Genomic DNA, 25,608 nt, shown 5'->3' on the forward strand with positions numbered 1-25,608 from the left:
TTTGTCTCAATCTGTAACAAGTGGACCCAATTTCCACCGTTAGATGTTACAGATTGAGATCTTCTTCCGGACGGTTTTGGTTTGTCTCGATCTGTAACAGGAAGACCCGTTTTGAGCCGTTAGACGTTACAGATTAAGACAAAAGGTCGGCCGGACTCACAACAGACAGGATCGGCCAACAGCAACCGTGATCCCTTGCGGGCGGAGGAAAAGGGCCCCGGCCGAGAATTCGACCGAGGCCCTTGGACAGAGCTATGTTCGGCTTTCGCCGTGTGTCTGCGAGCTACTCCTCGACGAGCTCAAACTGATCGGGACCGACGCCGCACACCGGGCACACATAATCCTCGGGCAGCTCGGGCGTATCGACCTCAACCTCGTAACCGCAAACGACGCACACGAACTTATACGTCTTCTTCTCCTCAGCCATGATGTTCTCCTCTCAAACGCGACTGGTGATGTACTTCATTTATCAGTATAGATTCTCAATAATATAATGCAAGTATTTTTAAAACATTTCTAGCCTTGATACGAGGACGCCTTCGGAGGCGTCTTGCCCTTCAGGACCTTATGGTAGTAATCGTAGGTGAGCGGCGTCTCGTCACTCAAGCGCTCGGCATCCTCGACCTCGCCGATAAACAGTAGATGCGTGCCAACATCCACAGTGTCGATCAAATGGCAGCTAAACAGGGCCGCCGCGTGCTCGGGCACATAGGGCATGCCCAGAGCCGTCTCGCGGGTCTCGTATTTGGCAAACTTGTCATAATCGCTGCTGGTGCGGAACCCAAAGTTACCGATGTAGAGCATATCGGCGGTCTGATCGATCACGGTCAGCGCGAACGCTTTGGCCGAAGCGATGACGCCCGAGGTGACGTTGTCCTTGTTCACGGCAACCGAAATGCGCGGCGGCATGGACGTCACCTGCACCGCAGTGTTGATGACGCAGCCGGCGCGCAGCCCGTCTGCCGCGGCGCTCACCACGTACAGACCGCTCGGCATGGTAAAGAACGCAGTTTTGTCCATAACAATCACTCCCCTAACCCGGGTTGGAACCTCATGGATGTATGTACCCACAAAAAGGCGGCGTCCACAACGGACACCACCTTTGAGACATATGTGTCAAAACAGTATAAGCAAGATGAGACGCCCGCAGTTGCGGTGAAATAAGGACTGAATAGCCCCTCAAACAGGCAAAACAGTCCGTATTCCACCGCAACTTATACAGAACGCCTAGCGATTGCGCTCCTTGAGGGCGCGGTCGATCTCGCGCTGGACATCGCGCTTGGCCATATCCTCGCGCTTGTCGTAAAGCTTCTTGCCGCGGCCTAGGCCCAGCAGCAGCTTTACGCGGCCGTCGGTATTAAAGTAGAGCTCCAGCGGCACCAGCGCATAGCCGCGGTTGCGAAGTTTGCCGTCAAGAAAGTCGATCTCCTTGCGGTGCAGCAGCAGACGGCGCCGACGGTCGGGATCGCGATTCCACACGCCACCATGGCTATAAGGGTGGATATGCAGGCCGACGAGCCAGCACTCCCCACCACGAATCAGTGCGAAGGTATCGGTAATCTGGCACGCGCGCTCGCGAATCGACTTGACCTCGGTACCGCTCAGCTCAATACCGCACTCAAACGTCTCATCGATAAAGTACTCGTGATGTGCCGAGCGATTCTTGGAAATGAGCTTGCGCTCGCGCTTACTGGGCATCGCCGGCCTCCTTGGCGCCATCGGCGTTTGAACCCGCAGCCTCGCGCTTTGCCCTGCGCTCGGCATTAAGCTCGGCATCGCTCTCGCGCACCAGCTTGATAATCGCCGCGCAGGCCTCCTCGCCCACCAAATCGCGAGCACGCACCGTCAGACGCGTAGCCTCCTGCTTGTCGCCGTCGCTTGCAGCATCGGTCGCGCACATGATCAGGCAGATGGCGATCTCGGCCGAAGGCGAGGTCGGCACGCCCTGCAGGGCGAGCTCACCCATCACATGGTCGTCACTCTCGTCCGCGGCATCCGGATAGGTGGTATGGATCTTGTTGAGCAGGCGCGTCGTATGCGCATCATTGGGCGCCAGGCGCAGCGCCAGACGCGCGCAGCCCACGGCTGCCGAAATGTTCTCGGTCTCGGGCTCCAAGAAGTACTGACCCAAGTTGGTGTAGGCACGTGCGGCGCACTTACCGTCGCTCGCGCGCTCCAGCACCGAGAACGAGAGCGATGCCCACTCCTGCTTGTCCTCGAGCGCGCGGAACAGCTCGGCCAAGTCCAAGCGATAGTTGCAGTTCATGGGATCCCAACGCACGGCCTGCATCAGGGCATTCCGAGCACTCACATAATCCTGCTGGCGAATGTAGGCAAACGCCATGTCGGAGTACAGGCGGTCAAAGGGAACCTCGACCTGCACCAGCTCGCGCGGATCCTTCTCCACGCGGCGATAGGCCAGGCGCTCAAACTTGCTGTCGAAGCTAAAGTACTGGCGCTTCTCCTCCGTCTTGCACTCAGCGTCGATATACTCCTCGGCGAGCTCCACCAGACGCTCAAGCAGCGGCGTCGCCGTAGCCAGGTCGCCCTGCGCCAGATAGTTCTCGGCATACGTGATGTCTTCCAAGCTGATAGGCAGGTCCATGACAACTCCTCGGTCCGGGCGGCAGACTCAACGCGCGCCTTAAATATCGGTCAATACACAAAACCCGGGTCTCTTACGAGGCCCGGGCGTTCAATTTTGGTAGCCCGTACCAGATTCGAACTGGTGATCTCCGCCTTGAGAGGGCGGCGTCCTAAACCGCTAGACGAACGGGCCATATGTAGCAAATGCAATGGCTGGGATGGAGGGAGTCGAACCCCCATTGACGGAACCAGAATCCGCTGTCCTGCCATTAGACGACATCCCAATGACTGCATCGCTGCGCTCGGCTGTGCCTTTGCGCAAGAAAGAAATATACGGGAAGTCCCGCCGTGACGCAAGCCCTAATTTTGACTTTTTTGAAATTCAGTCAAATACGGCCGACACGTGAAGGACCTGTGAAGTCGACCGCTGCACACGAAGGGCAAAACGCCGCGAGCGGTAGCCGTCAACCGTTGGCAGATTCTACCGCGAAAACGATAGCACCAGGCAACACAATCGAAGTATCAATGATCACGTAGATATCGAGGCGCCATGGACGAAGAGCTTGATTACCTATGGGAGACCCTGGGCCTCGAGATCACTGCTGACCTTTGGCCCGAACGGGACAAAATCCATCCCACTCTGCGCCCCGCCATCACGGTGATGCAGGCAAAATACCGCCGTGCATCCTTTTTGATCATGCGGATGTCATGGCACGCGGGACTCCCCGACCTTAAGCGAATCCAGGCAAGCCTCGTCGAGCTGTCCGGTATGCCGACCGTCATATCCGAGGCGCACCTGGAGCAGCGCCAGCGCGAGCGACTGCAACAGCAGCGGATCCCCTTTATCTGCCCCGGCGTTCAGGCATATCTGCCCTTTATGGACGAGGAGTACTGGAGCGGCAAGCCCAACAAGCACGTAAAGGTCTACGATCCGCACGAATGGGCGCAGTTGGAGGACTGACTGGGGCAAGCCTGCCGGCGGAAAGTGCGTCCCAGATTTCAAGCTCAAACTGGTCCCCACTTTCCCATCGAGCCCTCAACCGGAAACCGTATCCCGTAATCGAAGCTCAAAACGGGTCGCGCTTTCCGCAGCCGCTACAGCAACGCCTCGGCCCAAGCCGATTCCCTAAAGCCGGGAATCGCAAAGTCGTCGCCCACCAGCAGTGGGCGCTTAACCAGCATGCCGTCGGTCGCCAGCAGCTCGTAGCACTCCCGATCCGTCATGCCCGCATCCAGACGCGCCTTCAGGCCCAGCTCTCGATATTTCATGCCCGACGAATTAAAGAAGCGCCGCACCGGCAGCCCCGAACGAGCAATCCAGGTCGCAAGCTCATCGGCCGTGGGATTGTCCAAAACGATATCGCGGTCGATATACTCTACCCCGTGTTCGTCCAGCCATGCCTTGGCCTTCTTACAGGTCGAGCACTTGGGATATTCAACAAACAGTACGGTCATGGGAATCCTCCGAATATAGATCGGCCAACGCAGGCACACGCCACACGAGGCGCCTTCGCATGATGGGCCAATTGTAGCCCACGGGTCACACACTAAACGAACCGTACCCCGAATCCGCGTTTGATGAACGGCAGCAGCTCCATTGCCTCGGGCGTGATATGACCCGCAACGTTCATGCGCTCGTCACCGGGAAGATCGACCCGCGCAATCTCAAGCTCGCCTTCGTAGCGCCCATAGCCGCTATTGCTCACAGCGATCGACCCCGCCTTTCGAAACAGGCCGGCACCGGCATCCGTCGGCACGGAATCCGGCTTAAGCGTCGTACGCGACTCCTGAGACCTAAAGATGAGGGTGCTCGAATCGGGCCGGTCGTGATGAATCTGCCCACGTACATAGGCATAACCGGGCTCAAGCTCGCATTGCAAGTCCACGTATCCGGCGGAAACTTGAGCAAACTGCGCCCAGCCCGCATCGGAAAGATCGGGGTCGCCGACCAACACAATGTCGCAATCGGCGCCATGTGCAAGCTCAAGCATGTTGAGGGCAACCTTTGACGCGCGACCGCGCTGCGCCTCGACCGTCGGCAGTCCCTCGAATACCGGCCCGCGAACGTTAGCATCACCCGGCACAAAAGCCATGATTTCGAATCCAAGCGCCGCAAGACGAAGATTCATCCGAGCAATGTCCTCCAGAGCTAAACCGGTATAAGGCTTGGGGTAAAAATTGTGGCAGGCGGCAAAACGAGTCACATCGGCACCGGCCTCACGCCACGATGCGATTTCATCAGAACTCACCGTCGATGCATTGACCACAATGCGAAATACACCGGACAGCTCCGCGACCCGCTGGGCGCTAAAGCCATAGTCCAAACGAAGGTATTCCAACCCCAGATCGCGCAGGTCCTCGATGCGCTCAAGCCCGAGCAAATCGCACGTGCGAGGCCCCACATCGGCAATGAGCGCAATGCCGCGGGCGGAAAGCAGCGACAGCACATGACGGACCTTATCGGCATATGCCGCTCCCCCATCCTCGGGAATATGCAGCGAGGTGAACGCATAGCGCGCACCCGCCGCGGCACCACGCTCAATTGTCCGCTCAATATCCTGCAGAGGGCTGGAAAGATAAATCGAAATACCCGTTTTCACGCTACAACGCTCCTTTAAAAAAGGCCGGCGGAGCAGTTAGCCCCGCCGGCACAACCATAGCATCAAGAAATCTGCCGCGCGCCGCGAGCCCTGAGCAACACGGCTCGCGATATCAAACTACTCGCCAAAGAACTCGTTGATCTTCTGCTCGTCGACGCCAAAGAACCACGTCAGGACAAAGCCGGCGGCATAGGCAAGCAGCATAGCGGCAACGTAGCCGAGCTGCTGGCCAGGAACGACGATCAGCAAGCCAAACAGACCGGAAACGCCCTGAGAAACCGTGCCGATGTGAAGCAGCGCCGCGAGCGCGCCGCCAAATCCAGCACCCAGGCAGGCCGTCACAAACGGACGAACGAGCGGCAGCGTAACGGCATACATCAGAGGCTCGCCCACACCCAGAATGCCAACGGGAATGGACTCTGCGACGTACTTCTTGAGCTTGGCGTTCTTGGTCTTAAAGTACAGCGCCAGACCGGCACCGACCTGGCCGCCGCCAGCCATCATAAGGATGGGGAGCAGGTAATTGATGCCCTTGGTAGCGCCGTTGGGATCGTTGAGCATAGCGTGGATCGGCGTGAGCGCCTGATGCAGGCCAACGGAAACCAGCGGCAAGAAGCCTGCCGACAGGATATAGCCGCCCAGGACGCCCAGCTTCTCGAAGATAAAGGTCAAAACGCTAAAGATGGCAGTCGTCAGCCATGCGCCAACCGGCTGGATGACGAGCATCAGAGCAAAGGCGCCGATGATGAGCACCAGCAGCGGGGACAAAAACGTGTCGAGTGCGTTGGGCATAACCTTGCGAATCTGACGCTCCATCCAGGCAAAAAATGCGCCAGCGATAAGAGCCGCGATCATACCGCCCGCTGCGGGGTTGTACTGCGCATTGGTGAGCGGCAGCAGAATGGCAGTGGCAGGATCAGGCGCGCCAGGCGCAAGTAGGGGCATGGCACTGTTGGCGATGCACATCATGCCGGCGATGCCGCCCAGCGCAGCGGAGCCGCCAAACTCACGTGCCGCGTTATAGCCCACCAAGATGGGCAGATAGGCAAACAGGGCCCAGCCCATGGAACGAATGCCCTGGTACCACCACTCGCCTGCAAGCGCGCCTGCCGTCGAGACGTTAATGACGTTGCAGATACCGTTGATGAGGCCAGCCGCAATGATGCCGGGAAGCAGGGCGACGAAGACATTGGAAATCTTCTTGAGGAAGGCCTGAACCGGCTTGGACTCGTACTTGGCCTTCTGCGCGGCCTTGTTTGTGGCCGCAGCGTCAACCACGCTCTCGTCGGCAACGCCTTTCGCAAGGCCGGTGAGCTTGGAGAACTCCTCGAGCACCTTATTCACCTTGCCCGGCCCCAGCACGATCTGCATCGTGTCGTCCTCGACCAAGCCCATCACGCCGTCGAGTGCCTTAATACCCTCCGTGTCGACGCTGCCCGTGTCTTTGACGGTCACGCGCAGGCGCGTCATGCACGCCGCGTTTGCCAGCACGTTGTCTTTACCGCCCAAAAGGTCCAGCAGCTTTTGAGCCAGCTCTTTGTTCGTCATAACTCCTCCTTGTATTGGGTATCTCGTCTGGATGTCATATCAGCTCACGCCGCGCACCTATTGGGCATCGGCATTGCTCTTCCCATGGACACTCACCGCAGCACGGACATGGCCTCGCGCTCGCTCAAGAGCTACCGCAGCCTGCTCGGCATCGCAGTCCAGCAGCACCGAGACAATAGCGGTTTTTACGTGGCCGCCGGCATCTGCAAGCGCCTGAATAGCGCACTCGCGCGTGCAGCCGGTCGCCTCCATCACGATGTTCTGGCCGCGCACCACCAACTTCTCGTTCGTCTGCTGCACATCGACCATCAAGTTTTGGTATACCTTGCCGATCTTAACCATGGCACCGGTCGAAATCATGTTAAGAATGAGCTTTTGAACCGTTCCCGCCTTGAGCCTCGTTGAGCCGGTCAGTACCTCGGGACCGGGCACGGGTTCAATGGCAAGATCTGCGCTCTCACCGATCTTCGACCCTTGGTTGCAGGCAATTGCGATCGTCTTGCACCCAGTTGCCTTGGCGTACACAAGGCCGCCCACCACATAGGGAGTACGACCGCTTGCCGCCAGGCCAACGACAAGATCCTTGTCCGAGAGTCCACGCCCCTGCAGGTCGCTCGCGCCAAGCTCCTCGCTGTCTTCGGCACCTTCGACAGCCTTGATAAACGCCGTCTCGCCTCCGGCAATGAGCCCGACAATCAGATCGGGTGACACGCCAAACGTGGGCGGACACTCCGAAGCGTCGAGTACGCCCAGACGACCGCTGGTGCCTGCGCCCATGTAAAAGACGCGCCCGCCGCGCTCGAGTGCCTCAGCAGCCCAGTCGATTGCTGTGGCAACCTGGGGCAACACTTTCGTGACCGACTGGACGGCACGAAGATCCTCATCGTTCATCGTCGTGACGATCTGCAGCGATGTCATCGTATCGAGGTCCATTGACCTTTGATTACGCTGTTCGGTCGTGAATTTTGTTAAATCGAGCATTTCATTCACCTCATCTTTCCTGTTTCTCGATGTAGTTTTGCTTAATGACATGCGTCGCTCGTTCGTAGTCGCTGGCAACGTAAGCAGCGTACAGGGCATCGACAACCATAAGCTGGGCCATACGCGAAGCCATGGCACCGCTGCGGACCAAGGGCTCACTCGCAGCGACGCCGAGCACGGCATCGGCCATGGTGGCAAGCTTGGATGATCCATCTACTTTGGTCACGGCCACAACGGGACAGTTGTGACGTTGGGCCTCGGCGGTGCAGCCCAGCACCTCTTGCGTCAAGCCCGAGTAGCTAAAGGCGATTGCCATATCGCCCTCATGCATGTTCTTGGCACACAAGAGCTGATCATGCCAGTCGTCGTACAGATGGCACTCTTTGTCGACACGCATGAGCTTTTGCGCCAGATCGTGCGCGACCAAACGAGAGGCACCAATACCGAACAGATTGACCGCGCGTGCCCGCTTAAGATAGGCCGCACATCGCTCCAAGACGGTGTAATCGAGCGTTCGCGCCGTCGCTTCGATCGTGCGCACGTTGCTTTTCATCACCTTCCCCACGATACGTTCGACGCTGTCATCCATGGAGATGTCCTCGAGGGCAACGTCTTTCTTGTCACCCAAGAGCGCCAGCTCGGCAATCAGTTCGCGCTGGAACTCCTTGTAGCCCGCAAAACCCAAGCGCTTGCAAAAGCGCAAAATGCTCGAGGGCGAGGAGAACGTGGCATCGGCAAGACCGCGGACGGACAGCCCGACCACCTCGTGCGGATGAGCGCTTACATATGCGATGACATTGCGTTCCGCCGGGCTCGCGCTGAGCTCACGCTCGCGAAGCCGCAAAAGCAATCCGTTTGCCATCTCAAACACCTCCGTTGAGAAGAATTAAAGACCAACGAACGATTCGTACCGGATATAAACATCTTTTACGGTACATTGTGCCGCATCGTGGCGCACAAAGGGCGAGCGTTCTACCGCTCGCCCCTCAAATCCGACCGCTCGGAAATACGCGCGACACAAAATAATTCAACAAGGTCGCATTATCGGTAACAGGGCTGTTACCGATACCGCCTCGCGTGGGCGCCAATCGGACGTGCCGCAAACCCCTACCCCGCCTCGCGCATCCAGCGATCGAACGTCCCCACGCACACGCCCAGGCACTTTGCTGCCTGGCTGCGGGTAATATTGCCCGCCTCATAGCTATCGCGTACCAGATCAAACTGAGGAGGGCACGGCTTGCGAGGTCGACCGAAACGGACCCCTCGCGCCCGCGCCGCTGCAATTCCCTCCGCTTGGCGCCGATGGATATTCTCGCGCTCCACCTGCGCCACGTAGCTCAGCAGTTGCAGCACAATATCGGCAATCAGGGTGTTGGTCACATCCGGCGCGCCGCTGGCCCTGGCGCGCGTGTCAAGCAATGGCATGTCCAACACCACAATGGCAACCCCGAGCTCCTTGGTAATGCGTCGCCATTCCTCAAGAATCTCGGAGTAATTACGACCAAGTCGGTCGATAGAAAGCACCACCAGCACGTCCCCGTCTCCCAGGACGTGCAGCAGATCGCGATACCGCGGGCGATCGAAGTCCTTGCCGCTCGCATGGTCGGCATAAATATTCGCCGAGCCCACGCCATAGGCGCCCAGCGCATCCAACTGCCGATTAAGATTCTGATCGCGCGAACTCACCCGCGCATAACCGTACACCGTCGCCATCTCATCCCCGCTTTCTTGTAAACCTGCCAAAAAGGGACAGGTTTATTTTGGTAGGATTTACCTCTCCAATAGCAGGTAAGCGGGCGGCCGTGCAGACGGCAAGGTAGCCATGATCCAAATGCGGAGGGCGGCCCCGAAAGACCGCCCTCCGCTCTCCCGTCATGAGTCGAGATTTGGCTAATGGATAAGCTTAAAGTCCAAGTGCCCACGCGTGGTATTGACGCGCGAGACCTCGATAATCACGCGCTGGCCCAGTTCATAGCGAGTCCCCGTGTCGGCACCTGTGAGCGTGAGCGCATCCTCGTCGAACTCGAACCACTCGTTGCCCAGGCTCTTGATCGAAACCAAGCCTTCGACCTGCGTCAGGTCCAAGCGCACAAAGAGGCCCATGCTGCTAACCCACGAGACGGATCCGGCATAGCGCTCGCCCAGACGGTCCTCATAGTACTGGGCAATCTTGATCTTTTGCGTCGCATGGCTGGCGGCATCGGCCGCACGCTCGGCATCGCTGCATGCGCGGCAGATCTGCGGCAGAATTCGCGGCAGCGACTCGCGCCCCTTGCCGATCAGTCGCGGCGTACGGACCAAGGCGTCCTTGCCGCCAAGCTGTTCATAGGCCAACTGCAGTTTGAGCACGCGGTGCACCACCAGATCGGGATAGCGACGGATGGGACTCGTAAAGTGACAGTAGCACGGCGCGGCGAGCGCAAAGTGGCCCTCGTTGCGCGGCTTGTACAGCGCACGCTGCATGCTGCGCAGAAGCAGCGTGTTGACGAGCGGTGCGTTTGCCGTACCGGTGGCAGCATCAACTGCAGCCTGCAGCTCATCGGGACTCCCCAGGGCAATACCGGCAGCACGGCGATCGTCGATGATGCCCAGCTGCGCCAGCGCAACGGCGGCACCGTGCAGGCTATCGGGGCTCGGATCCTCATGCACGCGATAGCAGGCCTCGATATCACGGTCTGCCAGCCACTCTGCAACGCACTCGTTGGCGAGCAGCATGGCTTCCTCGATAAGCGACGTGGCACACGAACGCTCACGCGCCACAATCTGCACGGGTACTCCGTCCTCGTCCAATAGAGCGCGAATCTCGGCCGTGTCAAAATCGACTGAGCCGCGGACGCGACGAATACGACGGCGAAGTTCGGCGAGTTCGTTGGCGGCGACAAGGAAATTGCCGAGGTCGACGTTGCAGCCGCGGGCGGCCTTCTCGCACGCAAGACCGCGCTCAAGCGCCTCCTCGCGCGAGGCCTCAGCAGCCGCAACATCCTCGGCCGCACCCTCCAGCACCCCATACTCCACCGCGCCGGCACGCCACAGCAGCGCCTCGGCGCCGTCATAGTCCATACGCACACGCGAGCGAATCACGCTGGGGTACGGATCGTAATGCCGCACGCGACCCTGCGCATCGAGTTCAATGTCAACGGTAAACGCAAGACGGTCCTCGTCAGGGCGAAGCGAACACAGGTCATTGGACAGGCGTTCGGGCAGCATGGGAAGCACGCGATCGGCCAGATACACCGATGTCGTACGATGGCGAGCCTCAAGATCGATATGCCCGTCCCAAGCCACATAGTGAGAAACGTCAGCGATATGCACACCCAGCTTGTAGCCACCCTCGGGCGTGCGCTCAAGCGAAATGGCATCGTCAAAGTCGCGCGCGTCGACCGGGTCGATCGTGATGACAAAGCGGTCGCGCAGATCGCGGCGGAGCGGGTCCTTAAGCGCCGCGGACACATCGAGCGAAAGCCCCTCGGCCTCGTCCAGCGCGGCCTCGGGATAGCTATCGGTATAGCCGTAACGCGCCATCACGTATTGAACGCCCAAATCGGGCGCGTCATCTCCGCCAACGCGGCGTTCGATCGTCACGGTGCCCGATTCCAGGCGCGTCGGGTAGGTCAAAATGCGCGCGACAACGGCATCACCCGGGTGGACGCCCAGACGATCCGCCGAGGTATCCTCGGGCAGAATGAAGAAGTCGGCCTTCAGGCGCGAATCGAGCGGCTCGATCACACCGAGCGGACCAGCGGTCTGGTACGTACCCACCACGCTTATGGCTGCGCGCTCAACCACGCCTTCGATCACGGCGCGCCGCTCACCGTGCGGGCTGTTCTTAATGCTCACGGCAACGGTATCGCCATCCATGATCTCGCGCTTACCGCGGCCCATAACCTTGTAGTCGCCGCTCTCGGTTATGACATAGGCGCCATGCTCATGGAGCTGCACGCGCCCGGTCAGGCTCGGACGGCGTTCGCTGCGCACCGGCCCGCGCTTATTGCGGGCACCGCGCTTATGCTTGTTATTGCGCCCCATGGCGCCTCCTTGCTATCGATGACGAACTCCAAAGAGTCTACCCAAATGATTCGCTTTCCTGCCGTCCCCTAGAGATCAAAAAACGGGCCGCCCCATAAGAGACGACCCGTTGGAAGGGATGAATTCCAGGCATGCCTACACGCGCAGGTAGCGGCGCATGGCGATGGCAGAACCAAAGAGACCGATAATCACGCCGACCAGAATCAGCGCAGCATAGGTCACCAGGTAGTACTGCATCGGCAGGGCAAACGACATCCAGCCGATGCTCTCCTGCAGACGCGGAATCATCAGATTGCGCAGCAGCTCCAGAACGCCGATGGAAAGCAGCGAGCCCAAAATGGCCTGCAGTACGCCCTCGGTGATAAACGGGCCGCGAATGAAGCCGTTGCTGGCGCCGACCAGACGCATAATCGCAATCTCACGACGACGCGCCGTGATGGAAAGGCGAATCGTGTTGTTGATGAAGATGAATGCGATAAAGGTCAGAAGGCCAACGAGCACCACGGCGGCGATGCGGATGTAGTTGGTCACCTGGAACAGGCGGCTCACTTCCTCCTGGCCGTACAGCACGCTCGCGTTGACGTCGCCGTCATCCGCGATCTTCTGGAAATCGGCATCCTTCTTGAGCTTCTGGGCCGTGCTCTCGACCTTGGACGGATCGTCCATCTCAATTGCAAACGAAGCCGGCAGCGGGTTCTGGCCATCGAGCGCGCTCATGGTGGCGTCGGCGTTGCCCGACATCTTGCTCGTATACTCGGCCAGCGCGTCGTCCTTGTCCTTATAGGTCACGGACTTGACGTTATTCCACGTCTTAAGCTCGGCCTCAAAAGCCTGAACATCGGCCTGATCGGCGTCATCGCTAATGAACGCGTTGATGACAACCTGATCCTCGACGGTGCCGATCACGGAGTTCAGCATCGCGGAGCCCATGATGAACAGGCCGATGATAAACAGCGAAAGGAAGATCGTGATGACGGCGCCGAGCGAGGTAGTCCAGTTACGGAAGAAGTGACTGATTGCCTCTTTGAAGGAGTAGCCCACGTTAGTTGGTGCCATAGTTGCCGTAACCTCCCCTCTCCTGGTCGCGGATAACGTGGCCGCCCTCGAGGGCGATCACGCGACGGTGCATGCTATCGACCATCTCGCGGTCGTGCGTGGCGACGATCACGGTGGTGCCGGTGCGGTTAATACGCTCGAGCAGCTTCATGATGCCCAGCGAGATCGCCGGGTCGAGGTTACCCGTGGGCTCGTCGCAGATCAGCAGCGGCGGACGGTTGACCATAGCGCGGGCGACGGCGACGCGCTGCTGCTCGCCACCGGAAAGCTGGTCGGGCAGCGAGTCCATCTGATCGGCCAGACCGACCAGACGCAGCACCTCCGGCACCTGGCTGCGAATGACGCCCTTGGGCTTGCCGATGCACTGCAGGGCAAACGCCACGTTTTCGTAGGCGGTCTTTTGCGGCAGAAGCTTAAAGTCCTGGAACACGGCGCCAATCTGGCGGCGCAGGAACGGAACCTTGCGGTTCTTGATCTTCATGAGGTCCTGACCGGCAACCAAGATGCGGCCGCTCGTCGGCTTGACGTCGCGGTTGAGCGTCGACAGCAGCGTGGTCTTACCCGAGCCGGAATGACCGACCAGGAAGACGAACTCGCCCGGATAGATCTCGATGTTGATGTCGTCGAGTGCGGGCTTGTTGGGCTGTGCCGGATAGATCTTGGTGACATGCTCCATAAGGATGACGGGCTCGACACCGGCCTGCTTGGCCATCTTCTTGCGGCTGGCTTGCGGATCGATGGGCGCAAACACCGACGTAAAATCGGGGTTGTTGAGCGCGTTATCGAGGCTTGCGACCTCGGCGGCCTGATCGCTCTCGACCACCGGGGCAGCAGGCTGCGTGGGATCGGGAATAGCGGCAAAGAGACCGGACTGCGCAGGCTGAGGAACCGGCGTCGCAGGGGCCATGGGGTCGGGAATGCCGGCCATGGTAGGCTGCGGCGTGGCGGCGCCAGCCTGAGGCTGCTCCACGCGAGCGGTCACGGCCTGAACGGGCTCAAAACCCGCCGTGCCGGAAAGCGCGACATCGCTGGTGGGATTGTAGGCAAAGGGATCGGATGCCGGCTGTGCCTGATCTGCCGGCTGAGCGGGGGCCTGAGCAACAGGCTGGCCCTCTGAATCCGGAGTGGCGAAACGACTGCCCTGGACGCCCGTCTGCGTCTTGGGGGCATCATCGCCCGCACCGGAGGTACGGAAGTGGTTACCCACTGGTGCTCCTTATCGTCGTGCGTTTAAACTACATGAGCGCTTTGTATTTTAGCAGCATTAGCTTTGCTGCACATAAGAAGCATGGCGGGCTTTGGGATCCCACCGGCCGGGCGCAGGGTTACCTCCCAAATCGTCCTCGCGCATGGCCGGCATTTGTCCTGCTCCTGCGGAGCTGCGGACAAACGCCGGCCTGCGCTGCGGAAAGATTTGGGAGGTAACCCTGCGCCCGGCCTGCGGCTACTATGGGGCCGACGCACCAACTTGAGATGCTGCGCATACAAAGTTGGAAGGGTCTGAATTGCACTTTGTTGGGATGGGCCCGTTTCCCCATGGGAACCTTGCTTGGCAGGACTCTATTTTAAATTCAGCATAAACAGGGGCGCCCTCTTTGAGGACGCCCCTGTTCTGGCTTGTTTGCGGTTGTCAACGCGACACTTTGCCTCGTCTTGCCTTATGCCAAGAACTCCTTGGTGGTCGCCACGATGTTGGCGGCGTCCAGGCCATACTTGTGCAAGAGCTCGGCGCCCGGGCCGGACTCGCCAAAGGTATCGTTGACGCCGATCTTCTTGAGCGGCGTCGGGCACTGCTCGCACAGGACGTCGGCAACGGCGCTGCCCAGGCCACCGATCACAGAGTGCTCCTCGACGGTCACGACGTGGCCGGTCTTGGTGGCGCTCTTGACGATCAGATCGGCATCGATGGGCTTGATGGTGTGCATGTTGATGACCTCGGCGTCGATGCCCTCGGCAGCGAGCTGCTCGGCGGCCTCGAGAGCCTCGCCGACCATCAGGCCGCAGGCGATGATGGTCACATCGGCGCCCTCGCGCATGACGATGCCCTTGCCTACCTCGAACTTGTAGGTCTCAGGGTCGTTGATGACCGGCGAGGCCAGACGGGCAAAGCGCATGTACACGGGGCCGTCGCACTCGTAGGCGGCGCGCGTCACGGCGCGGGCCTCGACGTCGTCGGCGGGAACAATCACCGTCATGCCGGGGATGACGCGCATGAGAGCGATATCCTCGCAGCACTGGTGCGTGGCGCCATCCTCGCCCACCGAGATACCGGCGTGCGTGGCACCGATCTTAACGTTAAGGTGCGGATAGCCGATGGAGTTGCGAACCTGCTCAAAGGCGCGGCCGGCGGCAAACATGGCAAAAGTGCTCGCAAAGGCGACGCGGCCGGTGGTCGCGATACCGGCGGCAACACCCATCAGGTTGCTCTCGGCAATGCCCACATCGAAGAAGCGGTCGGGGCAGGCTGCCTTGAACTTGCCGGTCTGCGTGGCGGCGGCCAGGTCGGCGTCGAGGACCACAAAGTCGTCGTGCTCGTTGGCGAGCTCGACGAGGGCCTCGCCGTAGCTTACGCGCGTGGCGATTTTCTTGACGTCTGCCATCCTAGAGCTCCTCTCCGGCGGCCGTGAGCTCTGCCATGGCCTGCTCAAACTGTTCATCGTTGGGGGCCTTGCCGTGCCAACCAACCTGGTTCTCCATAAAGGAAACGCCCTTGCCCTTGGTGGTCTCGGCGATAATAGCGGTCGGCTGACCCTTGGTGGCGCGAGCCTCGGCAAAAGCGGCGCGAATCTGATCGAAGTCGTTGCCGTCGGCAAGCTCCACCACGTGGAACTTAAAGGCGCGGAACTTGTCGGCGAGCGGCATAGGATCGTTGACCTCCTCGACGGGGCCGTCGATCTGCAGGCCGTTGTGGTCGACGATCACGCAGAGGTTGTCGAGCTGCTGGTTGCCGGCAAACATGGCGGCCTCCCAGACCTGGCCCTCCTCGCTCTCGCCATCGCCCAGCAGGGCGTAGGTGCGATAAGCATCGCCCCAGTGCTTGGCGGCAACCGCCATGCCCACGGCGGCGGAGATGCCCTGGCCCAACGAACCGGTGGACATATCGACGCCCGGGGTGTCGTTCATGTTGGGATGGCCCTGCAGGTGGCTACCGATATGGCGCAGCGTCTCGAGGTCCTCCTTGGGGAAGAATCCGCGCTCGGCGAGCACGGCGTACAGACCAGGCGCGCAATGACCCTTGGAAAGCACGAAGCGATCGCGGTCGGCCTTGCGGGGGTCGGCCGGGTCGACGTTCATTTCCTCAAAGTACAGATAGGTCATGATGTCGGCAGCGCCGAGCGAACCGCCCGGATGGCCGGACTTGGCAGCGTGCACGCCGGTGACGATGCCCTTCCTTACCTCGTTGGCAACCTTTTTGAGCTCTTCGTCGCTCATTGTGCCTTCCTTTCATCCTCTTAAGACAAGATGCGCACGGCACGGAAAGGTAGTCCCAACACAGCCGCGATGCACGTACGTCATTCATTATGCTGGAAACTGGAAGCTTTACCAGAGTATTTATCATTATTTGAACAATTGAGCAGGCAGAACCGCTGATGAAACGGTTTATCAATGTGAACGTCTTTTGGATGGAACGCAGTCGGCCCTACGCGTTAATGTCCTTGAATCCCTCACCGAAGGTTTCCGTAACGTCGGCGACCGTCACAATGGCGTGAGGATCGCGCTCGCGCACGATCGTTTTGAGGGTGTTGAGTTCGCGGCGGCTCACAATGACCATGATCACCGGCTTCTCGGCACCCGAGTACATGCCGGTCGCCCTAAACTTGGTGCAGCCGCGACCCAGGCCATACATGATGTCGGCCGCGATATCGGGAAACTTGTCCGAGATGATGAGCACCATACGGCGCCTGTTGCCGCCGTCGACCACGGCATCGATCACGTAACCGCTAATGACCATCGAAAGGCCCGCATACAGCGCGTTTTCGACCGAAAAGACCGGGGCCGACAGCGCGCACACGGCAACATCGATCGCCATGACGGTGGAGCCAACCGGCAGCGATGTATTGCGCGAGATGATCTGGCCGATCGTGTCGGAGCCGCCGGTGTTAGCACCGGCGCGCAACACCATGCCATAGCCGATGCCCGTGATGATGCCGCCCCACATAGCGGGCAGCATCAGATCGGCATGTGCCAGCGGCGCCACAAACGGAGCGAACAGGTCGGTGAAAAAGCCCAACAGCACAAAGCCCGTCGCGGTCTGCACCACGTAAAACATGCCACCCTCGCGCATAACGACCAGCAGCAGCAAGGCATTCATCACGATGGTCTGGATACCGACGGGAAGCGATATGCCATGCGAGGCGCCGACCGCCTGAATAATGGTGGCGAGGCCCGTGACGCCGCCGGCGGCAAGGCCGTTGGGGATCAAAAACAAGTCCGTCGCGATAGCTGCCAGAGCACAGCCAAACATAATCTTGGGCAAGTCGTGAAAGAAGTTCATCGAAAGAATGCGCTTGATGTCCAGACGATATGCCATGCTGCCTCCCTCAAAAAAGCGCACCCCGTCGGATGCGCTTTGAACTTCTTGCTGTATTCGATTTTACCGATTCGCCGACCAAATACCACCCCGCACAGGGTCCGTATTGGCCACATCCGCCCAAGGCCAACCCTATGGGTTTAGGCACTCTGGCTTTCCGCATCGGCGTTGCCAGTCGCCCAGCGATGGTAGCCGATCACAAACGGATCCAAATCGCCATCGTCGAGAACGGCCTCGACGTTGCTGGTCTCCACGCCCGTGCGCAGGTCCTTGACCATCTGATACGGGTAGAGCACGTAGCTGCGAATCTGGTTGCCAAAACCGATCGTGGTCTTGGGTCCACGAATCTCGTCGAGCGCCTCGGCGCGCTTTTCAAGCTCGATCTCGTACAGACGGGCCTTGAGAATCTGCATGCACGCGGCCTTGTTTTGAATCTGGCTGCGCTCGTTTTGGCAAGTGACAACGATGCCGCTGGGAAAATGCGTCACGCGTACGGCGGAGTCGGTGGTGTTGACGCCCTGCCCGCCCGGGCCGCTCGCGTGATACACGTCCACGCGGATATCGTCGGGACTGATCTCGATGTCGATATCGTCAGGCAACACGGGAATGACCTCGACGCCGGCAAACGTGGTCTGGCGGCGCTTCTTGTCATCGGTGGGGCTAATGCGCACCAGACGGTGGACGCCGGCCTCGGCGCGCAGCATGCCAAACGCGTCCTTGCCCTCGACGGTAAAGGTCGCACGGTCGATGCCGATGACCTCAGCCGCGGGGCAGTCGTTAATGGTGACCTTCCAGCCGCGACGCTGGCAGTACTTCATGTACATCTTGAAGAGCATGAAGGTCCAGTCCTGCGCCTCCAGGCCACCCTGTCCGGGCTTGATGGTCACAATCGCGTCGCCGTGATCGAACTCACCGGTAAACCAGCTCGAAAGCTCGAGCTCGTCGATAGCGCGGGCCAGGCGTTCTGCCGTAGCGGCAGCCTCCTCGCGCAATGCGGCGGCATCGGGGTCGTCGCCCATCTCCTCGGCAAGCTCCAGCGCCGCGCGGGCGTCAGATAGCTCGCCGCGCGCGGTATCCACGGCAGCGATATCTTCCTTGGCGCGAGCGATCTCCTCCATGGTGGCGCGAGCGGCGTCGGCGTCATCCCAAAAGCCGGGGGCCACGCTTTTGGCCTCGAGCTCGGTCACGCGCGTGCGCTTCTCGTCCAAATGAAGATACGACTCGACCTCGCCGAGCCGGTCCGCAAACGCGTCCAGCTCGACGGGCGTTATCTCTAAAGCCTCGGCCATTAACGATTCCTGCCGTGGCAGTACTTGAACTTCTTGCCGCTGCCGCAGGGGCAAAGGTCGTTGCGGCCCACGTTGACGTACGGGTCGTCGCTCTCGTCCTTGCGGTAGGTGGTCACCTTGCCGCCGTTGTTGACGGCAGCCGGGCCGCCCTGGACAGCCGTGCGAGCCTGAACCTGTGCCTGCTTACGCAGCACCGAGTTGCCGTTGTCGCCATCGACATCGGCGGGGCCGGAGAAGCGCGCACCCTCGAGCGCGGGGTCCTCCTTGTGCTCCACGGCCTGCGGGGCAGCCTTGATCTCGATGCGCAGAACGGTGCGCAGATAGTCCTCGTACATGGTGTCGACGAGCATCTGGAACGCGCCGTAGGCCTCGGTCTTGTACTCGACCAACGGGTCGCGCTGGCCAAAGCCGCGCAGGCCGATGCCGGTCTTGAGATAGTCCATCTCCTGCAGGTAGTTCATCCAACGGGTATCGATGACGCGCAGCATGACCTGGGTGTTGAGCTCGCGCATGAGGTCCTCGCCCAAGCGCTCGGCCTTCATGTTGTAGCACTTCTCAACGTAGGCCAGGACATCGGCAGCCAGGGCCTCAAAGTCCTCGTCGGGGAACTTGGGCGTATCGATATGCCCGGTCAGCTCCACGACCCACTTGCGCAGGCCCTCGAGATCGCGCTCGCCATCGTGGCTGTCCTTGGTGCAGAACTCCTGCACGCAGCGGTACACGGTGTCGTGCATGACCTCGGTGATGTGGTCGGTCAGGTCCTTGCCGTCCAGAATCTTGTTGCGCTCGGCGTAGATGACCTGGCGCTGCTTGTTCATGACGTCGTCGTACTCAAGAACGCTCTTGCGCATGGAGAAGTTGATGCTCTCGACCTTGTGCTGGGCGCTCTCAACGGCCTTGGAGATGATCTTGTGCTGGATGGGCATGTCGTCGCCCATGTCGGCGGTGACCATCATCTTGGAGACACGGTCCATCTTGTCGCCGCCGAACAGGCGCATGAGGTCGTCCTCGAGCGACAGGTAGAACTGAGTCTCGCCCGGATCGCCCTGACGACCGGAGCGGCCGCGCAGCTGGTTGTCGATACGACGGGACTCATGGCGCTCGGTGCCGATGACGGTCAGGCCGCCGGCGGCAAGCACGCGCTCGCGCTCGGCCTTGCAGGTCTCCTTGGCCTCGGCGTTAAACTGCTCGAGCTGCTCGGGCGTCACGTCCTCCATGGTCAGGCCCTCGTACTCAAGGCGCTCGCGCACCAGCTCGTCGGGGTTGCCGCCCAGCAGGATGTCGGTACCACGACCGGCCATGTTAGTAGCGATGGTCACGGCGCCATAGCGTCCGGCCTGGGCAACGATATGAGCCTCGCGCTCGTGATGCTTAGCGTTGAGGACCTCGTGCGCGATGCCGCGCTTGGTAAGGGCGGCCGACAGTTTCTCGGAGCTTTCGATGGAGACGGTGCCCACCAGGACCGGCTGGCCCTTGGCGTGACGTCGCTCAACGTCGTCGGCAACGGCGTTGTATTTGGCCTGGATGGTGCGGTACACCAGGTCCTCGTGGTCAACACGCTGCACGGGCTTGTTGGAGGGGATGACCTCGACGGGTAGCTTGTAGATCTCGCGGAACTCGGCATCCTCGGTGAGTGCCGTACCGGTCATACCGGAGAGCTTGTCATACAGACGGAAATAGTTCTGCAGGGTGATGGTTGCCAGCGTCTGGTTCTCCTCGCGCACGAGCACGCCCTCTTTGGCCTCGATGGCCTGGTGCAGGCCCTCGGAATAGCGGCGGCCTTCCATGATGCGGCCGGTAAACTCGTCGACGATCTTAACCTCGCCGTTGGTGACCACGTACTGCTTGTCGCGATGGAACATGTACTGGGCCTTCAGCGCCTGCTGCAGGTGGTTGACCAGCTGGCCCGAAAGGTCGGCGTAGATATCCTCGATACCCAGACGGCGCTCGATCTTCTTAAGGCCGCGCTCGGTGGCGGCAATGGTGTGCTTGGCCTCGTCCATGACGTAGTCGCCCGTGGGCTCCACATCCTCGGTGGCGGTGAGCATGTCATGCGACACGTCCTCGCCGCGCTCCAGGCCGCGCACGGCGCGCGCAAAGTCCTTGTAGGTGCTGGCCGACTTGGTGCCGGCGCCCGAGATGATGAGCGGCGTCCTGGCCTCATCGATCAGGATGGAGTCGACCTCGTCGACGATGGCGTAGTTGTGGCCGCGCTGTACGCGCTGCTCGGGGCGGGTGACCATGTTGTCGCGCAGGTAATCGAAGCCGAACTCGGAGTTGGTGCCGTAGGTGACGTCGGCCTGGTAGGCCGGACGCTTAAGCTCGAGCGGCATGTTGTTCTGCAGCAGACCGACAGTCATGCCCAGGTACTTGTAGATGCGACCCATCCACTCGGAGTCGCGCTTGGCCAGATAGTCGTTGACGGTAACGACGTGCACGCCCTTGCCGGCAATAGCGTTGAGGTAGCCGGCCAGCGTGGAGACCAGGGTCTTGCCTTCGCCGGTCTTCATCTCGGCGATATGCCCCTCGTGCAGCGCCATGGCACCGATGAGCTGTACGTCAAAGTGACGCATGCCCGTGATGCGCTTGGAAGCCTCGCGCACGGTGGCAAAAGCCTCGGGGAGCATGTCGTCGAGCGACTCGCCGTTGGCGTAACGCTCACGGAACTTATCGGTCTGGGCGCGGAGTTCCTCCTCGGTCATCTTCTCAAACTGGGGCTCAAGACCGTTGATCTGGTCAACGATCTTGTAGTAGCGCTTGAGGTCCTTATCGGATCCAAAGGACAGCAGCTTTGACATGAATCCCATGTGGTTTTCCTTTTTTGGCCATCGCCCACGCCATGCAGCCTTGGGCGAGTTAAACACAGATAATTGTACTTTAGCCAAACAGGGCGCGCCCTATACGGTCGACCTCGACCGCCACGTAATAACTACGACCAACCTGCCAAAAAGGGACAGGTTTATTTTGGCAGGTTTTATCTGGACAAACGCCGCATCTCTACCATTTGGTGCAAACGAGCCTGTCCCCTTCGCACCAATTGGGACTGCGGACGATTTCTTGGACCGCTACGCGGCCCTTCCCAGCGCGGCGCGGAACTCGGCCGGCGTGCGGCCGCCGAGCGTATCGCTGCGCCTCTCCGTATTGTAGCGGCCGATCCAGGCCCCGAGCTCCTCGATGAAGCGGGCGGGGGCCCAGCCCGACCAGTCCCTGCCGTGCCAGAACTCCCTCTTGAGCAGGCCGAAGAAGCCCTCCATCGCGGCGTTGTCCGGGCTGCAGCCCTTGGCGGACATGCTCCTGGTGAGGTCGTTGTCCTCGCAGATCGAGATCCAGCCGGGCCAGCGGTAGTGGCCGCCGCGGTCGGAGTGGATGACGGGGCGCTCGCCGGGCGCCAGCCGGGCGCAGGCGTCCTCGAGCGTCGAGTTGGCGAGCGCGGCGTCCGGTCTCTCGCCGGCCCTCCACGCCACGACCGAGGAGTCGAAGCAGTCCCTGATGGCCGACAGGTAGACCTTCCTGCCGGAGGGCAGCCTGAACTCGGTGATGTCGGTGAGCCACAGGAAGTTCGGCAGGGCCGAGCGGAAGTCGCGGCGCACGAGGTTCGGCGGGGCCGGCGTCGGCTCGCCCGCATAGGAGCTGTAGGGCCTCCTCTTCCTCCTCATCCACCTGGGGACCAGGCCCTCCTCGCGCATGATGCGGAGGACGACCTTCTCCGAGGCGCGCACGGGCTCGTCGAGCTCGCGCAGGCGCGCCGTCACGAAGCGGTACCCCCGCGCCCCCTCACCGTCCTCGGTGAAGATCCTGCGCACGAGCGCGCGCAGGGGCGCGAGCCGGTCGGGCCTCGCGATCGCGCGGCGCTGGTACTCATAGGAGCTCTTTGATATCCCCAAGGAACTCGTGAGTTCTCTCAAGGACCACTTCCCGCACGGCCTCAGGCGGTCTATCACCAGGGTCTTCTCCCTGTTCGACATCCCGTCGAGGCTCGCGGCTTTTAAAACGTCGTTCACCGCCCTGAGGACGGCGTTCTCCAGGACGAGGTGCTCTATCAGGGCGTCCTTGTCGTCCGGGTCGATGTCGGGGTACACCGGACCGTCCCCGACGACCTTCGGCAGATCCATCTTCGCGACCGCCCTCCCGACGGTTCCGCCCGCGGCCCCGGCCCTCGTCCAGCGCGCGACGGCGCTCTTGCTCGGCCCGTCGAGCTCCCGGGCTATCTCCCTGCACGAGAGCCCGGAGCGGCGTAGCTCCCCGGCCCTCTCCACTACGGCTCTACTGTATGTCATGCGGACTCCAAACCGGACCTGATGGTCCAACTTTTTGTCCGCAGTCCCATTTGGCGCCATGGGGACAGGTCCGTTTGCACCAATAAAAAGAAAAGGGCCGCGCACCCAAACGGATGCGCGGCCCTTATGCCATGAATGCGAGTGTTTGCTCGGCGAGCTATTTACTCAGCAGCCTCGGTGGTCTCGGCCTCGGCAGCGGCCTCCTCGACGGGAGCCTCTGCGGGAGCCTCGGCAGCCTGCTTGGCAGCCTCCTCGGCGAACTTAGCGGCACGCTTAGCCTTCTCGGCAGCCTTAGCCTCAGCGGCGGCCTTGCGAGCGGCCTCGGCCTCAGCAGCCTTGGCGGCCTTGGCAGCCTTGGCCTCCTCAGCCTTCTTGAGCTGGGCGGCAGCGGCGCCACCGAACTTGTCGGCGAAGCGCTGGACGCGTCCACCGGTGTCGACGAACTTCTGCTGGCCGGTGTAGAACGGGTGGCACTCGTTGCAAAGCTCGACCTTCATCTCGGACACGGTAGCGTGCGTCTTGAAGGTGTTGCCGCAGGAGCACGTCACCGTGCACTCGACATACTGGGGATGGATACCCTGCTTCATGGTAGGACTCCTTATTAGTCAGGCGCTGGTTACCGATCAGCGCATAAGGCGTCTTGGTTTCCGACCAAGACAACAAACTCGGCTATGGTACCACGGCGCCGCGTGTCCCACAAAAGGTTCACGGTCTTTTCGGAACGACACGAGCTGGACCTTAAATATCAACTTCATCCGAACACTCCCCCACATTCATCTCTCGTATGTATCGAGGTATTCCTGCTTGAGCGTCTGCGAGGACGACTTGATCTTTTCCACGAGCGTGCCGGCCTCGATGAAGTAGAACGAGTCGGTGAGGTCTGCCAGGTCGTCGAGCAGATGGCTTGAAATGAGCACGCTTCGTCCCCGCGCCACCTCGCTGCGCATCGCGTCGCAGGAGGTTTTCCGCTTTCCCGGATCGAGGCCGTTCAGCGGTTCATCGAGGATGAGGTACGGGCAATCGGTCGCTATCGCCATGGCAAGCTTTACCTGCTGCTTCATTCCTGTCGAGAGTTTACGGGTCGGCTTGTCGAGATATGGGGAGATTCCGAGGGAGTCGCAGAGCGAGTCGATGTCGGCGGCCGATTTCCACGCCTCCCTAACGAAAGCAAGGTGCTCGATGGCCGATAGCGTGGGATAGAGATCCGCGCCGCCTGAAGAGCTCAGGTAGACGAGTTCTGCAAATTCGGCTGATCGACGTTGGCTGATTCCGTCTGCCGCCAGGCTTCCCGAGCGGATGCGGGTGGGAAATTGGCCCGACAGCGCTTCAAGAAGGGTGGTTTTCCCCGAGCCGTTGGGAGCAACGAGGCCCGCCGCCGTTCCCGGGCTCAGGAAAAGCGATCCGATTGAAAGTATCGTCGTGCTCCCGTATCCCACGCTCGCGTCCAGAAGCTCGAGCCCATGGTGCTTTTTCGCGGGTCCAGGCTGTTTGGGGGAACGTGCCGCAACGGCGCCGACCGCAAAAAAGACCGCGACGTATGCCAGGGCCACGGCAAGCATCGATGCACCGCTTGAACCGGAGCCAATGAATTCTGTCGGGAAGCATCCTACGTAACCCGTTGCCTCGATAGGCGAGAACACGGCCAGCGGCAGGAGATTGAGCGCGGCGTTATGCTCCAGCGCCGAATCGGACAGTAACGGGAATGCCGGGGCCGCGACAAGCAGCACTGAGGTAAGGGGGCCCGCGAGGACGCGCCTCGTTGCGGTCGATATGACGGCGGAGCAAACGGATATCAAGGTTCCGCCCGCAAGAAGCGCGATAAGCAGGGTCGTGAAGACGTTTCCCGCGGTCGTGGTTGTAAGCGCGCCGTCATGGAAGAAGGCGATCGGGTACCCAATTTGCCCGAAGCCGTTTAGGGCCAAGGCGTAAATGCCCCCGGGTGCGAGGCCGGCGAGGAGCATCGCGGTCCCCGCGGCGATTATCGAAAACACGATCTGGATAAGGCGCCGGAATTTGGGCACGGGCGCCTTTGCCGCCAGGGTCGCAGGCCTTGTGGCGCCGAGCACGAGTATCGACGAGAGAAGGAAGGGGATGAAGGGAAGGAAAGACGGCGCCGCGGCAATGGCGTAAGGCAGGAAGGAAAGGAATGGCAGGTCGTTTGCGGAGGCTGGGATATCCGTGATGCCGGAGCTGCTCAGGGCACGGCAATATGCGAGCTCCGCGTCATTGGTCTCTCGGTCTCCCACGATGGACCCGGATTGGAAGCCTTCGTCCATGAGCGCGTAGTAGCTCTCGGCAGAATCGAGAAAGGCGGCGTCGGTTTGAGCGGCAAGGGCGGCGTTCGCGTATCTTGCAAGCTCCGCGTCAGCTTGCTGCTCTGGCGATAGGTCTGTGCCGTTGGCCTGGGGTGCGCGCGTATTGAATGCGTCGACAAAGCCCTGCATGCCCTGCTTCATAAAGAAGGGCCCGTAGATGGGTGAATTGAACGCAATGGGGACGGAAAAGGCTGCAGCGAGAACGAGCGTACAAATCCATGCGGCCTTGTCTCTTAGGATCAGTTTGAGAAGAAGTCGACAGTACATTCAGAAGCACCTACGTTCCTCAAAGAATCGTTAGATTAAAAGTAACAGACCGGATGAAGATACGTGCGACGGGGGCGAGGCGGTACCGTCAAGATTCTTTCGCAAATTGATCGAGGCGGCCTCGGCCCCGCC

Annotated in this window: 22 protein-coding genes and 2 tRNA genes; 1 reads left to right on the plus strand and 23 read right to left on the minus strand. The window is 60.6% G+C overall.

Features of this window, described 5'->3' with window-relative positions; all coding sequences use genetic code 11:
• Positions 1-283: 283 nt before the first annotated feature.
• The 6 genes from DW645_RS03900 to DW645_RS03925 all read right to left on the minus strand — a co-directional run bounded on the left by DW645_RS03900 (position 284) and on the right by DW645_RS03925 (position 2,870).
• Positions 284-427 (minus strand): rubredoxin-like domain-containing protein, encoded by a 144-nt coding sequence (locus tag DW645_RS03900; protein ID WP_055251878.1) that lies wholly within the window; start codon positions 425-427, stop codon positions 284-286.
• A gap of 89 nt (positions 428-516) precedes the next feature.
• Positions 517-1,020, minus strand: coding sequence for a flavin reductase family protein (locus tag DW645_RS03905; protein WP_055251877.1), 504 nt, complete (start codon positions 1,018-1,020; stop codon positions 517-519).
• A gap of 207 nt (positions 1,021-1,227) precedes the next feature.
• Positions 1,228-1,698 (minus strand): SsrA-binding protein SmpB, encoded by a 471-nt coding sequence (gene smpB / locus DW645_RS03910; protein ID WP_006235325.1) that lies wholly within the window; start codon positions 1,696-1,698, stop codon positions 1,228-1,230.
• On the minus strand, positions 1,688-2,605 hold the full coding sequence (locus tag DW645_RS03915; RefSeq protein ID WP_117564212.1) for a hypothetical protein: 918 nt from the start codon (positions 2,603-2,605) through the stop codon (positions 1,688-1,690). Before DW645_RS03915 ends, smpB begins: the two co-directional genes overlap by 11 nt.
• Positions 2,606-2,702: 97 nt before the next feature.
• A tRNA-Glu gene (locus tag DW645_RS03920) sits at positions 2,703-2,779 on the minus strand.
• Between the two features lie 17 nt (positions 2,780-2,796).
• Positions 2,797-2,870: transfer RNA gene (locus DW645_RS03925), tRNA-Gln, on the minus strand.
• 266 nt (positions 2,871-3,136) lie between these two features.
• On the opposite strand from DW645_RS03925, the gene DW645_RS03930 reads away from it, so the two are divergent.
• Positions 3,137-3,547 (plus strand): hypothetical protein, encoded by a 411-nt coding sequence (locus DW645_RS03930; protein ID WP_117564211.1) that lies wholly within the window; start codon positions 3,137-3,139, stop codon positions 3,545-3,547.
• 134 nt (positions 3,548-3,681) lie between these two features.
• On the opposite strand, the gene DW645_RS03935 is transcribed toward DW645_RS03930, so the two are convergent.
• From DW645_RS03935 to DW645_RS04015, 17 genes are all read right to left on the minus strand, one after another.
• Positions 3,682-4,041 (minus strand): arsenate reductase family protein, encoded by a 360-nt coding sequence (locus tag DW645_RS03935; protein WP_118226386.1) that lies wholly within the window; start codon positions 4,039-4,041, stop codon positions 3,682-3,684.
• A 92-nt stretch (positions 4,042-4,133) separates the two neighbouring features.
• Complete coding sequence (locus tag DW645_RS03940; protein WP_117803001.1) at positions 4,134-5,186, minus strand: MupG family TIM beta-alpha barrel fold protein; 1,053 nt, start codon at positions 5,184-5,186, stop codon at positions 4,134-4,136.
• Between the two features lie 117 nt (positions 5,187-5,303).
• Positions 5,304-6,734, minus strand: coding sequence for a PTS transporter subunit EIIC (locus DW645_RS03945; protein WP_118226388.1), 1,431 nt, complete (start codon positions 6,732-6,734; stop codon positions 5,304-5,306).
• Between the two features lie 57 nt (positions 6,735-6,791).
• Complete coding sequence (murQ, locus tag DW645_RS03950) at positions 6,792-7,715, minus strand: N-acetylmuramic acid 6-phosphate etherase (protein ID WP_118226390.1); 924 nt, start codon at positions 7,713-7,715, stop codon at positions 6,792-6,794.
• A 10-nt stretch (positions 7,716-7,725) separates the two neighbouring features.
• Positions 7,726-8,577 carry a MurR/RpiR family transcriptional regulator gene (locus DW645_RS03955; RefSeq protein WP_118226392.1) on the minus strand — a complete coding sequence of 284 codons (852 nt, stop codon included), beginning with the start codon at positions 8,575-8,577 and terminating at the stop codon, positions 7,726-7,728.
• Positions 8,578-8,822: 245 nt separating this feature from the next.
• Complete coding sequence (locus tag DW645_RS03960; RefSeq protein WP_117775816.1) at positions 8,823-9,428, minus strand: recombinase family protein; 606 nt, start codon at positions 9,426-9,428, stop codon at positions 8,823-8,825.
• A gap of 177 nt (positions 9,429-9,605) precedes the next feature.
• Positions 9,606-11,741: a ribonuclease R family protein gene (locus DW645_RS03965; RefSeq protein ID WP_118226394.1), complete on the minus strand. Its 2,136-nt coding sequence runs from the start codon at positions 11,739-11,741 to the stop codon at positions 9,606-9,608.
• A 135-nt stretch (positions 11,742-11,876) separates the two neighbouring features.
• Positions 11,877-12,797 carry a permease-like cell division protein FtsX gene (ftsX, locus tag DW645_RS03970; protein WP_118226396.1) on the minus strand — a complete coding sequence of 307 codons (921 nt, stop codon included), beginning with the start codon at positions 12,795-12,797 and terminating at the stop codon, positions 11,877-11,879.
• A complete protein-coding gene (ftsE, locus tag DW645_RS03975; protein WP_117583023.1) occupies positions 12,784-14,004 on the minus strand; it encodes a cell division ATP-binding protein FtsE in 1,221 nt (406 codons plus the stop codon). The genes ftsX and ftsE overlap by 14 nt, the downstream gene beginning before the upstream one ends.
• A gap of 451 nt (positions 14,005-14,455) precedes the next feature.
• Positions 14,456-15,397, minus strand: a complete 942-nt coding sequence (locus DW645_RS03980) for a transketolase family protein (RefSeq protein ID WP_117843070.1) — start codon at positions 15,395-15,397, stop codon at positions 14,456-14,458.
• A 1-nt stretch (position 15,398) separates the two neighbouring features.
• On the minus strand, positions 15,399-16,229 hold the full coding sequence (locus tag DW645_RS03985; protein ID WP_118226398.1) for a transketolase: 831 nt from the start codon (positions 16,227-16,229) through the stop codon (positions 15,399-15,401).
• A 208-nt stretch (positions 16,230-16,437) separates the two neighbouring features.
• On the minus strand, positions 16,438-17,328 hold the full coding sequence (locus tag DW645_RS03990; RefSeq protein WP_117583025.1) for a YitT family protein: 891 nt from the start codon (positions 17,326-17,328) through the stop codon (positions 16,438-16,440).
• Positions 17,329-17,468: 140 nt separating this feature from the next.
• Entirely contained in the window at positions 17,469-18,617 is a 1,149-nt protein-coding gene (gene prfB / locus DW645_RS03995) for a peptide chain release factor 2 (protein ID WP_118226400.1), read from the minus strand.
• On the minus strand, positions 18,617-21,424 hold the full coding sequence (gene secA / locus DW645_RS04000; protein WP_118226402.1) for a preprotein translocase subunit SecA: 2,808 nt from the start codon (positions 21,422-21,424) through the stop codon (positions 18,617-18,619). The genes prfB and secA overlap by 1 nt, the downstream gene beginning before the upstream one ends.
• A 258-nt stretch (positions 21,425-21,682) precedes the next feature.
• Positions 21,683-22,894, minus strand: a complete 1,212-nt coding sequence (locus DW645_RS04005) for an IS3 family transposase (RefSeq protein WP_158568673.1) — start codon at positions 22,892-22,894, stop codon at positions 21,683-21,685.
• Between the two features lie 161 nt (positions 22,895-23,055).
• Positions 23,056-23,481, minus strand: coding sequence for a 50S ribosomal protein L31 (rpmE, locus tag DW645_RS04010; protein ID WP_006235303.1), 426 nt, complete (start codon positions 23,479-23,481; stop codon positions 23,056-23,058).
• Positions 23,482-23,667: 186 nt separating this feature from the next.
• On the minus strand, positions 23,668-25,350 hold the full coding sequence (locus DW645_RS04015) for an ATP-binding cassette domain-containing protein (RefSeq protein ID WP_158568674.1): 1,683 nt from the start codon (positions 25,348-25,350) through the stop codon (positions 23,668-23,670).
• Positions 25,351-25,608 lie beyond the last annotated feature (258 nt).

This window comes from Collinsella sp. AM23-17 (assembly GCF_003470945.1).
Taxonomy (GTDB): Bacteria; Actinomycetota; Coriobacteriia; order Coriobacteriales; family Coriobacteriaceae; genus Collinsella; species Collinsella aerofaciens_O.